9 protein-coding genes are annotated in these 12,929 nt (G+C 43.4%); 2 read left to right on the forward strand and 7 right to left on the reverse strand.

Annotation, left to right across the window (positions count from 1 at the left end; all coding sequences use genetic code 11):
• Nucleotides 1-91 precede the first annotated feature (91 nt).
• Complete coding sequence (locus EPB74_RS01885) at nt 92-1,174, forward strand: DUF2855 family protein (RefSeq protein ID WP_274902451.1); 1,083 nt, start codon at nt 92-94, stop codon at nt 1,172-1,174.
• Between the two features lie 150 nt (nt 1,175-1,324).
• On the opposite strand, the gene EPB74_RS01890 is transcribed toward EPB74_RS01885, so the two are convergent.
• The 7 genes from EPB74_RS01890 to yghU form a co-directional block, all read right to left on the reverse strand.
• Nucleotides 1,325-1,891, reverse strand: coding sequence for a GDSL-type esterase/lipase family protein (locus tag EPB74_RS01890; protein ID WP_274902453.1), 567 nt, complete (start codon nt 1,889-1,891; stop codon nt 1,325-1,327).
• Nucleotides 1,892-1,995: 104 nt separating this feature from the next.
• Entirely contained in the window at nt 1,996-2,997 is a 1,002-nt protein-coding gene (gene rhuM / locus EPB74_RS01895) for a virulence protein RhuM/Fic/DOC family protein (protein ID WP_274902455.1), read from the reverse strand.
• Between the two features lie 85 nt (nt 2,998-3,082).
• Nucleotides 3,083-5,644 carry an excinuclease ABC subunit UvrA gene (gene uvrA / locus EPB74_RS01900; RefSeq protein ID WP_274902456.1) on the reverse strand — a complete coding sequence of 854 codons (2,562 nt, stop codon included), beginning with the start codon at nt 5,642-5,644 and terminating at the stop codon, nt 3,083-3,085.
• 297 nt (nt 5,645-5,941) lie between these two features.
• Entirely contained in the window at nt 5,942-7,186 is a 1,245-nt protein-coding gene (locus EPB74_RS01905) for a DUF819 family protein (protein ID WP_274902457.1), read from the reverse strand.
• 296 nt (nt 7,187-7,482) lie between these two features.
• On the reverse strand, nt 7,483-9,156 hold the full coding sequence (locus tag EPB74_RS01910; protein ID WP_079691747.1) for a DEAD/DEAH box helicase: 1,674 nt from the start codon (nt 9,154-9,156) through the stop codon (nt 7,483-7,485).
• Nucleotides 9,157-9,716: 560 nt separating this feature from the next.
• Nucleotides 9,717-10,793: a DUF1176 domain-containing protein gene (locus tag EPB74_RS01915; protein WP_274902459.1), complete on the reverse strand. Its 1,077-nt coding sequence runs from the start codon at nt 10,791-10,793 to the stop codon at nt 9,717-9,719.
• A 453-nt stretch (nt 10,794-11,246) separates the two neighbouring features.
• Nucleotides 11,247-12,080 (reverse strand): glutathione-dependent disulfide-bond oxidoreductase, encoded by an 834-nt coding sequence (gene yghU, locus EPB74_RS01920; protein ID WP_079691745.1) that lies wholly within the window; start codon nt 12,078-12,080, stop codon nt 11,247-11,249.
• Nucleotides 12,081-12,263: 183 nt separating this feature from the next.
• On the opposite strand from yghU, the gene EPB74_RS01925 reads away from it, so the two are divergent.
• Nucleotides 12,264-12,893 carry a Crp/Fnr family transcriptional regulator gene (locus EPB74_RS01925; RefSeq protein ID WP_079691744.1) on the forward strand — a complete coding sequence of 210 codons (630 nt, stop codon included), beginning with the start codon at nt 12,264-12,266 and terminating at the stop codon, nt 12,891-12,893.
• The last annotated feature ends 36 nt before the right edge of the window (nt 12,894-12,929 follow it).

Below are 12,929 nucleotides of genomic sequence, written 5' to 3' on the forward strand. Positions count from 1 at the left end.
AATATCATTAAACCATAACATCATATTACACAGCACTATCATTAACTTTGCTAATTTATCTTTCTAATAGCCAAATTTTGAGGAGATAACGATGCAAGAATTTCAAACTAATAAAGAAGATATAACTCAAAGTCGTTTAATACAAGCACCAATCAATACGGTTAACGATGGCGAAGTCTTAGTTAAGGTCGACCGCTTCGCTTTTACCGCCAACAACATTACCTATGCAGCAATGGGCGATCAATTACAATATTGGCAATTTTTCCCGCCACATGGCGAAAATGCTCAAAAATGGGGCATTATTCCAGTATGGGGTTTTGCTGATGTGATTGAATCAAATAATACCGAGCTGCGAGTCGGCGAACGGCTGTTTGGCTATTTCCCGCCAGCCAATGAGTTGGTGATAAAGCCGATGAGGGTGACACCAGCGAGCTTGACGGACGGCAGTGCTCATCGTGCACAGCTGCCCCCTACCTATAATATGTATCAACGAGTAAAGCATGAACCGGGTTATGATCGCGCCAATGATAATCAACGCATGCTGTTGTTTCCATTACATATGGCGTCCTTTTGTTTATATGATCTACTAAAGAGTAATGATTGGTTTGGTGCTGAACAAGTGGTGATTATCAGTGCTTCTAGTAAGACCAGTACGGGCTTGGCCTATGGTTTAGCTGACGATAAAGACGCACCACATATCATTGGTCTCACATCAGATCACCATCTGGATTTTGTCAATTCAATTGGTGCCTATGATAGCGCTTTAAGCTATGACAACTTGGAGCAGATTGATGCAAGCAAGCCGACTGTCATTGTAGATATGTCGGCCAATGCTGACTTACTCAGTCAACTGCATATGCATTTAGGTGATAACATGCGCTACACCAGCAATGTAGGCTTAACCCACTGGGATGAGCCACGAGGCGCCGATGGCATTATTAAAGAGCGTAGCCATCAATTTTTTGCACCCAGCCATATGCAGCAGCGCATGAAGGAATGGGGTCAAGAAGAATTTAACAAACGCTCTATGGGCTATATAATGAAAAGCGCTGCAAAAACTACTCCTTGGCTTAAGATCAAAGAGCTGGATGGCCTCAATAGCCTAGAAGATGTTTACCAAGATATATGTGATGGCAAGATTGGCCCAGATGAAGGTTTGGTAGTAGTAATGTAGTTCTAACTTAATGAGTTAAAGCAGTAACTATCAACAATAATGGAGAGAATGGAGAGCTTGGCTAACAGGCTCTCTATTTTTTACTTATCAATAACACCTTTATAAGAGCTTGGTTAATATTTTTGTTGAGAGTATTGCATAGAGCTTCCATCATCTCGCCACACCCTCTTCCTGTAAATAGCTATACAAGCCCTCAGCAAAATTTCGATAGCCTGCGCTGTTCGCATGAATTTGGTCAGACTTAAGACTTTCATCAGACAACACTTTTGACCAGCCACTCGCATAAAGCGGTACATCTTCACTCTTGGCGATGTCTTTATAAATAGGATTGTCACTAGCTTTACCAAAAATCGAGCTCGCGCTAAAGTGTGGTTGCGCGATAAGTACGACAGGAATATCTGCTGATTTAAGCTTATTAATAGTCGCGGTGATATTAGCACGAGTCGTTTTAGGCTGAACTCGACGTAACACGTCGTTACCACCTACCCCCAGCAATACCAAATTAGGGTTTCTACTAATTACTTGATCAGTACTTGCCAGCACATCAGCTGAGGTATTACCATTGACACCCTCATTGGCAATACTCCATCGCGTCATTTCAGCTAATACAGCCGGATAAGCGGTCTCAGGGCTTTGCCCCATAACCATGAGTAAGCGAATCGCCCAGTGCAATAACAGTGTTGTCCGCTGGCAAGACGTTTTGGTTTGGCTCGTCACTACAACCGGTCGTCGCAACCGTAACGGCTAGGACTAAAGAATACAAGCTAAGTCTATTTTTGCTAAATATCATTTTTTAAGCCTATATAGCTGAGCCTTTATCGTTAAACCTCTAATGACAGCATGTTCATGATAAGTTTAATCAAGGTCTCTTTTTGGTTCGGATCGGACTCAGCTACCAATAAGGTTAATGCTGCAAGGCCGGTATTATTAATGACCATGTCACCTTGGTCATTGAGCAATCGACCATTACGATGTAAAAAATCTACAAACAAAAAAGCACCGCTGCGTTTATTACCATCCGTAAAGGGATGGTTTTTTACCATAAAGTATAATAAATGTGCCGCCTTGCTCTCGATAGTCGGATAAGCAGGCTCACCAAAGACTGTTTGCTCTAAATTTCCGAGCACACTAGCCAAACCGTCACCACGAGGCTTGGCAAACAGTTCCGTCGCCTCGCCCCTTGTCATAAGCTGTGATTTTAAATCATTCAATGCTGCCATGGCCTCAGTCGGACTGGATAATACGCCACCGTCCTGCCCCGCTGGATCGTCTAATAATCCTTCATCATAACGTTGTAACCATAAAAAGGTTTGCGTATAACGACTGATAATCTCAATCAAGCCGCGCCCTTCGTCAGTTTTTAGCTCAGGACTTTGCGCGGTTTTTTTGATTAAGTTTAAGGCTTGTTGTAATTCGGCAGAGTTTTTATCAAAGCGCTCTTGGTTGAGCGTATAACCTTGCACCAAATATTCACGTAAGCGCTGAGTTGCCCAGCGTCTAAACTGCACGCCTTGAGCTGACTTGATGCGGTAACCCACTGAAATGACCACATCTAAGTCATATAAGACGACGGGTCGATCAGAATTTGCAATATGCATTTTTTGCATATTGCTTTTTTCAGACACTTCTTCATCGTTTATGGCATTCGCAATATGACGTGAAATTACAGACTGGTCGCGACCAAATATTTCAGTCATTTGTGCTTGAGATAGCCAGACCGTCTCTTGTTCAAAACGTACATCTACTTGTGCTTGACCATCGGCACTTTGATAGATCTCTATTTTTAAATTTTCAGCATTTCCAGAGTTCCCAGTAACTTTCATTTGGGCGTCCTTTATCTATATGACAATGTGATGTTTCTATTAAGTCTATCACTTACCAACCATTATGATACTTTAGCAAATAACCCTACACCAATAGAAACTGTGCCGTTCGGCTAATCTTCGATTTTGCGACATCATCAGGTGTACCTTCAGCAACAATCAGCCCGCCCTCCTCGCCAGCCCCTGGCCCAATATCAATAATCCAATCGCTATTACTGGCCACTTGCATGTCATGCTCGACCATGATCACCGTGTTACCCGAATCGACGAGTCCATTTAATTGTGTCATCAGCATGGAGACATCAGCAGGATGTAGTCCGGTGGTAGGCTCGTCCAATATATAAAGGGTATCGCCTCGCTGGATACGCTGAAGTTCGGTCGCAAGTTTAATGCGCTGCGCTTCACCGCCTGATAGCTCAGTAGCGGGTTGACCAAGACGTAAATAGCCTAGACCAACTTGCAATAAAGCGTCTAAGGAGCGCAAGATTGACGCCTCGTCCACAAAGAATTCATAAGCCATCTCAACCGTTAAATTCAGTACTTCAGCGATGTTTTTATCTCGATAATGGATGGCGAGCGTGTCATCATCATAGCGTTGACCATGACAAACTTGACACGGTGCATAGACACTGGGTAAAAATAACAGCTCAACACTGACAAACCCTAATCCCTCACAGTTTGGGCAACGTCCCTTTATCGTGTTAAATGAAAAGCGACCAGCATCATAGCCATGCGCTTTTGCTTGTTTAGTTGACGCAAATAATTTACGAACATCATCGAACAGACCTGTATAAGTTGCAAGGTTTGAGCGTGGTGTACGGCCAATGGCTTTTTGATTAATATTAATCAGGCGACTGACCTTGTCCATGCCAGCAACAATTTCGCCACCTGTTACTGTGTCAAACTCTTGTTCCAATAAACCCACTTCATCCGTTGGCGCCTCATTGATGACTTTTTGTCCCAACTGCTCATTTACTAGCTCGACCAAAGCTTGACTGACCAAACTTGATTTACCTGAGCCGGAAACTCCAGTCACACTGGTCATCACGCCTAATGGAAACTCAACGTCTAACCCTTTGACATTGTTTCGTTCGACATTCTCAAGCTTAAGCCAAGCCGTTGGTTTTCTTATCTCTGATTTTTCTTTAACCATGGTCGTATCGTTAAAAAGATACTGACCGGTATGCGACTCAGCAACGTCACGTAAGCCCTCTACCGGCCCACTATAAACAATCTCACCACCATGCGTGCCAGCCTTTGGACCGACATCTACCACCCAGTCCGCATGCCTAATCACACTTACATCATGCTCGACAACAAATACCGAGTTACCCGCCGCTATTAGCTCATCTAAAGCACCCAGCAATGCTTGAGTGTCGGCAGGATGTAGACCTGCGGACGGCTCATCCAAGACATATACCACACCAAAGAGCTGCGAGCGAATCTGCGTTGCCAATCGCAAACGCTGTAACTCACCAGGAGATAAAGTTGGTGTCGTGCGTCCAAGTGATAGGTATCCTAGCCCCAATCTTGTCAGTGCTTCGACGCGGGCAAGAATATCACTGGCAATACGCTGAGCAACGATGGCTTTTTCACGGTTTGGTATGTCATCAGTCGGGATTCTATTGGCAGCATCCTCTAACTTAAGTGCCAGTTCGGTGAGGGTTAATTGTGATAACTCGCCGATATCCAATCCGGCAAATTTGACTGACAGCGATTCTTTCTTAAGTTTCTTGCCATGGCATTCTGGACACTCCGATATTTGCATAAACTGCGAGACGCGCTTTTTGGTGCGAGGGCTTTGGGTATTGGCAAAAGAATGTAAAACGAAGTTTTTGGCGCTGGTAAAGGTGCCCATATAGTTTGGTTTTTCACCTTTTTCAATCGCTTGACGGGTTTGCTCAAGATTGTACTCAGGATAGACAGGCACCGTTGGCGTATCATCGGTAAACAGAATCCAGTCGCGGGTTTTCTTAGGTAAGCTATGCCAAGGTTTATCGATATCATAACCAAGTGTCGTTAAGATACGGCTTAGGTTTTGACCCTGCCACGCTGGCGGCCAAGAGGCGATAGCACGCTCGCGAATAGTCTTAGTATCATCAGGAACCATTAGTTTTTCGGTTACTTCAAACACGCGGCCGATACCTGAACAAGTAGGACAAGCGCCTTCTGGCGTATTGGGAGAAAACGCATCGGCATATAGCATCTCTTGGCCTACTGGATACTCTCCCGCTCGTGAGTACAGCATGCGTAGACCGTTTGAGATGGTCGTGACACTACCAACGGATGAGCGCACTGAAGGTGTACCGCGCTGCTGCTGTAAGGCGACTGCTGGCGGTAAACCTTCTATCGCGTCAACATCCGGCTCATCGACTTGGTCAATGAGTCGTCTGGCATATGGCGATACGGAGTCAAGATAACGCCGTTGTGATTCAGCAAATAACGTACCAAATGCTAACGATGATTTTCCTGAGCCAGATATACCCGTGAATACTACCAACGCATCGCGCGGTAAATCAACATCCACATTTTTGAGATTATGAACGCGTGCACCCCTTACCTGAATGTGGCTGTGAGAGGTATTATTAATAGCGCTGTTGTTAAAGTTATTATTAAAATGGTTAGGAGTCTTTTCATTATTGGTCATAAAATTACTATTCCTATTAATTTTTATTATGAAGTCTTAAAAAGGTTAACATATCAGGGTTAAATACCTAGGCTAGGTTTACCTATTACTAGCAGAGTTAGACAAAACGATACTTAACATTAAAACTTAATTTCAAAGTTTTTTTAAAGCGTAGTATTAACTACTAGATATCAAGTTAGAAGAACAAAAAACCCGCAACTGCTTATTATCAGTGCGGGTTTTGACGTAAAAAGAATATGATTTCAAGCGCTTAAAATAGTGAACAGTATTTGTCTTGCTGTCTAAAGTGTTACTAAACTAAGACACCACCAAGCGCATCAACTGAGTGCTGATATAACCGCCAAACGTTCCTACCGCATAACCTAAGATACCTAAAAACACGCCAACGGGTGCAAGCGATGGATGAAAGGCTGTCGCGACGATAGGCGCAGATGACGCACCGCCCGTATTGGCATTAGAGCCGACTGCTAAAAAGAAGAACGGCGCACGAATGATTCTAGCGACAATAAATATTATCACCACATGGATGCTCATCCATAACAGACCAATCAGCAGTAGCCGCCATTGTGAGACGATGCCAGACAGATTAATTTGCATACCAATAGCCGCAATCAATACAAAGATAAACACCGTACCGATTTTGGAAGCACCGACATGATCGAGTCTGCGTATTTTAGTAAAAGAGAAGATAACGCCTATTAAGGTGATAATCACCACCATCCAAAAGAACGAGCTTGCAAAGCTATACTGTACTGCCCAGCTATAAGGCGCAAAGAACCCAGCAATCTGCCCGCCGACGAAATGTGCTACCCCGACCATCGCAAAGCACAAACCAAACATCACCATCAAATCATTAAGCGTGGCTGGACGCGCATTATCACGCTCATAGCTTTCAACCGCTGCAATTACTTTATCAATACTACTGCTATCAGCTCGTAAAAACTTGTCAATCTTATCACTGTGTTTTGCCATAACTAAGATAGCCAGTAACCATAATGAAGCATTGGTGGTATCGACCAAGATCATCATACCAAACAAGTCATCACTGACGCCAAACAGCTCTTTCATTGCCGCTTGGTTTGCCGCGCCACCAATCCAACTACCCGCTACTGCTGAAAAACCGCGCCATAGCGTGTCATCAATAAACATCTCAGGCGATACCCATTTAGCAATGCCCAAGCTAATAGGCCCGCTAATGACAATGGCAACACTAGCAGCAAAGAACATCGCAATCGCTTTCCAGCCCAAGCCCAGTATCTTAGGGACGTCCATAGACAAGGTCATCAATAACAAACTTGCTGGCAGCAGATAAGTCGCGGTAAAACCATAAATCTGCGAACCGATACCATCAGCGAAGACACCTAAGCTGTTTAGCGTCGCAGGTATAAAGCAGCACAGCACGATACCCGGTAGAACTGCATAAAAACGTTGCCAAAATCTACCGGGCAATGCTTGGGTATAAAACACCAAACCGATAATCGCCATAATGATGCCAAACGCTAAGGGCAAACTATCAATTGCTAAATGAGAAATATCGGGCATCAACTGGCTCCGCAGCACACGATGAATAAAAGCTTGTCAGTATAGACAAGGCAAAAAAGACGCGCAAGCAACTATCGAGTACAAAGCTAAGTTTATTTACCTCGTTTAAATAATTCAGATTATCTTAAGTGCTTGCATACACCTCAGTCACATCTCTACCTGGCAATCAATATCAAACCATTAAACACAAAAAAGCCAGATAACGAGTATCTGGCTTTTTAATGCATTATCTTTTATTTATACGATTAAACCAATATATTTATTAAAACACCTGCTAATCGTTAAATATAAGACTATTACGAGTTGTTACCACGGTTGCCGCCGTTTGGACGACCTTGACCACGACTGTCAGAACGACCAGCTGGACGGCCTTGGCTGCCACTTGGACGACCACGACCCGTTGCTGCGCGATCACCACGTGGAGCGCTTGCGCCATCACCACGGCTAGGAGCACCAGTGCGCTTGCCTTGATACGGCTTGCCACCTGAACGCTCATTTGGCTTGCCAGATGAATCACGTGGCTTACCTTGATAACCGCTGTCATTGCTTGCGCGTTGACCAGTGCCAGTACTGCTATCACCTGATGGGCGACCACGACCTTGACCACTAGGTTTGCCAGCACCAGCATAACCACCTGCTGAACGACCACGACCTTGACCATTACCGCCGCCATTAGAGCGACCACGGCCACGACCGCGAGGACTACCTTTATTTTCGCTAGGAACGTACGTTTTCTTAGGCTCCATGCCTTCGATAACAGATACTTCCATTTTGCGATCTAAATAACGGTTAATGGCGTTAAGCTGTGGACGATCATCCATGCTACATAGGCTGATAGCAACACCAGTACGACCGGCACGGCCACAACGACCGATACGGTGAACGTAATCTTCCGTTTGACGTGGTAAGTCATAGTTGATGACATGCGATAGTGCTGGCACGTCTAGACCACGAGCAGCAACGTCAGTTGCAACTAAGATTTTGCATTTACCATTACGTAAGTCTTGAACAATGCGGTTACGCTTGCTTTGTGGTAAGTCACCATGTAGGAAGCTTGCTTTATGACCGTCTTCTTGTAACTGTTTTGCTAGTTTTTCAGTGCTACGTTTGGTGGCAGCAAAGATAATGATTTGTTCCATGTCTTTGTGGCAAACGATTTTATCAAGTAAACGGTTTTTGTGATCAAAATCATCACAGTAATATACTTTTTCTTCAATGTGTGCTGATTCAACTTTAATAGATACACGCTCAGGGTTTTTCGTGAAGCTGGCAGCGATTTTGCCTACTGGGCCATCCCAAGTTGCTGAACACATAATGGTTTGACGATCAGTCGGTGCTGCACGTAGGATATCACTGATATCGTCAGCAAAACCCATGTCTAGCATACGGTCAGCTTCATCAAGAACTAGTATTTCAAGGCTTGATAAGTCAACGCGACCCGCATTGATATGGTCAAGTAGACGACCAGGTGTTGCAACGATAACTTGTACGCCTTTTTTCAAAGCAGTAATCTGACCGTTGTATGGTGCGCCGCCAACTAATGGTACACAAAATAGACCGCGCATATCTTTAGAATAGGTACGTACGCTATCATGTACTTGCTGAGCAAGTTCACGCGTTGGCGTTAGGATAAGGGCTTTGGTCAATTTGTCGAAGCTAGTCGCACGGCTTAGGCGATCAAGTACTGGGATGACGAAAGCAGCAGTTTTACCACTACCCGTTTGCGCAGACAATAAAAGGTCACGGCCTTCTAATGCAAAAGGGATCGCTTGTGCTTGAATAGGAGTTGGATTGGTATAGCCACTACGCTCAAGCGCGGTAAGAATCGGCTTGGCAATGTTTAAGTCAGTAAAAGTAACTTGATTTTCATCGGTAGCGTCAGTTGTAGCCGCTTCATTATTAGTATTTGGGGTGTTAGTAGTTTCGATGATGCCGTTTTCAGCAGCGATTGCAGATAAGATGTCAGTCATGAAGATCCTTGGTAAGTATAAGCTGCTGTAAATTCAGCAGACTTGATGCATACCACTGATAACCGTTCATCACGCTGCCGATATACACTTATTATCAAAATGATGATAATTGCATGCCAAACCCATAAGGCTTGTCAATAGTATAAAGGCGTTCGTGCTGTCTGACGTATTTTGGTGGTAGTGCCGAGTGTCTCATCTTTGTCTGCTAAAAACTCAATATCAATGCTTTGTCCAAAGCAGATAAAGGTAAATAACAACCAATCTAGCCCCTACAAGGGTCCGTAGATAAGATATGAGTCAAAAATAATAGGATTATTTAAGTACACAAAATCATCGGCAACAATTACTTTCGGTCATCCTAGACCCAAAATCGCAGGCGATGTTATCAATCTCATAATTCACATTAGTCTAAGCTAACGTGGCGACGCAGTATAGCACAACAAAACTGCAATCAGTAGCTATTTTGCTGTTTTTATTAAAATAAGTCATAAAACAAGGTGTAGAAAGCCTTATATGACTAATAACGGACACTAAATTTGATTTATTAAACAAATTTAGCATTAACGCGATATTTTAACTTCAGTAACATGAGTTGGCAGTTGCCACGCACCGCCCGCTGCAATCATGCGGCATAGCCCAGTAGTGCTTTCATGGCTTTTTTCAAAGTTTTTTCCGGTCCATAACCACTCGGTTTTGGACAGGCAGTCACCAATACCACGACCCTTTTGTACTGAAGTTATTTTGCCGCTATTATAATCTGTTGCGCCAGTCGTCACTAATGTGGGCTTGTAAGGTTTACTGTCATTGAGCACCCAGACACCTATGCCGATATTATAAGCGCCTGTCCAGCAGTCATGTTGTGCGAGTAATTGTCTGCTATTTAAGCGACTGACGCGCCATGGTGACTTATCAGATAAGTTTGGGCAGTCAGTATCTACGTCGCTCATGGTGTTTTTCATTATCTTTGATAACTCAGAAGCGCGCATTGCGAATTTTTTCTTACTACTAGAAGTAGCTTTGGGGTTAGGTGTGACCAGCTGTATCGACGGTATGGCTTTGGGTACCAAGACGCTGCTATTAGACTTGGTGATGCTGTCACGAATAAAGGCGCTTGGCGTACCTACTCGACCCTGTGCTTCATCCGCTTTGAGCATGACTGCATTTGCACCCTTATCAGATAACTGCCAGCGCGTATTGCGAATGACCAATTCAATCTTGCTCGATTTGGTCAGTGCTTCTAACAGCGCCGTTACTTGCGCCGAGGTAAGCTCTGCATAACCTGCTGCAGCTGAAAAAGGTCTGGTTTCTCCGTGATCTACATTATTAATAAACAACGATATCCGGTGGCGATTGCCCAATTGCATCAATGCCTTGGCAGAGCTTTCTTTAGCACCGCCAAGTTTAACCTGACCATCGATCGTCGCATTGGCACCTGCACGGCGCACTAATAATAAGGAGACAGGCAGCTCGCTATTGCTATCTGCTTGATAGCCTGCCAGCCGGCAAGTACGGGTATTATCACAAGCGACTTGCCAATCTTGGCTGCTAAAATCAACGGGCGTGCCAGCAATACTCGTAGCGCTAAATAAAGCGGTGCTGATTGCTGCAAATATGGGTAATAAAATTTTCTTTGGCATGAATACTGATGTCTTTTTAGTTTTTATAGCATTTCTTTTAAAATAAGAAGTATTGTTTGAATATTGAGTTTTTTTAATATCGCTCTGACCAATCTTACTCAACAACAGTAATGGTCGACCCTTAAGCTTATTATTATTCTTCATAATTTTTACTCATTAATAGAAGAAATATAAACACCGGCCTATTAAGGCGGTGACTGCTATCTTAACGTATCAATGTTTCTATCTGTTGTACTAATGTACCATTATGTAAATATTGAAGTACAGCTCTATTTGAATATATCCATATATGTATATGGAATTATGAATACGTTAAATACAAAAAAGATTAATAAGAGAATTCCTTATTAACCTTTTTTATTTTCAATCTTATGCTTCTATCGTTCAGCTGTTTACGATATTGCTTGGCTATCATACTGAGCTAATACTATTCTATAGACAGTATGGATTAGACTAGACAATTGGCTCAAGCACTAAGTCTACTGCGCGTTTGACTGCTGGACGTTCGGCTATTTTTTCCGCCCAACGCTGCACGTTTTTATAGTCATCAACTTGTAAGAATTCAGCAGCATCATAGAGCTTGCCAAGTACCAGTTGGCCATACCATGCCCAAATAATGATATCGGCAATATTATAATCAGACTCGTTATTACCACACAGGTATTCATTGTCTTTTAGGTGGCGGTCAAGGACGTCAAGCTGGCGTTTAACCTCCATGGTAAATCGATTAATAGGATATTCCATTGGTTCAGGAGCGTAAGCGTAAAAATGACCAAAACCGCCGCCTAAATATGGCGCACTACCCATCTGCCACATCACCCAAGAAAGACAATTGGCACGAGGCTGACCTGATTCAATAGGAATAAACTTTTCAAACTTCTCTGCCAAGTACATCAAAATAGCGCCCGACTCAAATAACTTGATAGGCGTCTCCCCAGAATAATCGACTAGCGCAGGAATCTTTGAGTTAGGGTTTATGGCGACGAAGCCTGAGCCAAATTGATCGCCTTCCGAGATATCAATTTTATAGGCATCATAAGCGGCTTCTTTGATACCAAGCTCAGCCAACTCTTCTAATAGAATGTTTGCTTTAACTCCGTTTGGGGTATTCAGTGAATACAGTTGTAACGGTGCATCGCCTACTGGCAGCTCTTTGTTATGGCGCGCGCCGGCGGTGGGACGATTGATACTAGAGAACTTACCACCGTTCTCTTTATCTTGGATCCAAACTTTTGGTGGCGTATATGATTCGTTGTTGTCATTATTGTTATCAGTTGTATGGCTCATAGAGAAATCCTTTTAGGCTTAAATGTGTTTATTTAGAGGTTTAGAGGTGTTTTTATAATAAGCTAGCGATTCAAAGTCATCAATTAGTGATTTTACGAGGTGTACAATATTTAAATGAAAGTAAAGTTATGACCATAAAATAATAAAAGTTACTTCATCTATTAGCCCATTGCGGAGAAACGAATGCTCGACTTATTAGCCACGTTGTTACCACAGTATCCACCAGCACAACTTAGCGATTTATTGGCAGACCTAACTAACTTAGTGCCTGTGCAATTTGCTAAGGGAGACAATATCTACCATAGCGGCCAACATGTGCATAAAATATTGGTCTTAAGCTCAGGGTTGGTAAGGGTCTTCGATATCCAATCACATCATGAGGTTAATCTACGTTTCTTATGCGATGCGTCAATCATCTTACCTTTCTACGCGGCTATTGACCATTGGCGATTTGGTAAAGACTGTATAGCAACGGAAACGGCTCAATGTATAACAGGGTGTGAGGGTTACTGGCTGCCGCTCTCCTATCTAATGGCTAGCCAGCCCAATCATCCAGCCAGTCTTCAATTACAATCACTAAAAGTAAACTGGGGACAAATTATTCAGCTTGAGATTGCTCTACGGCACTACAAATCTATTGAGGAGCGACTGCGGATGATTCAATTAAAAACAGCTGCTCAGCGTTATCAGTGCTTTAAGAACACTATGCCGAGCAAGATTGTCGATGATATGCCCAGTATGCAAGTGGCTTCTTACCTTGGTATTACCCCCGAAACCTTAAGCCGAGTTCGCCATCAAAAACCCTCCTCTTGATATATATCAATGCGAAGTGGACCATAAGTTTTTATA

Origin of the sequence: Psychrobacter sp. DAB_AL62B (assembly GCF_028895345.1) — a bacterium.
Lineage (GTDB): Bacteria > Pseudomonadota > Gammaproteobacteria > Pseudomonadales > Moraxellaceae > Psychrobacter.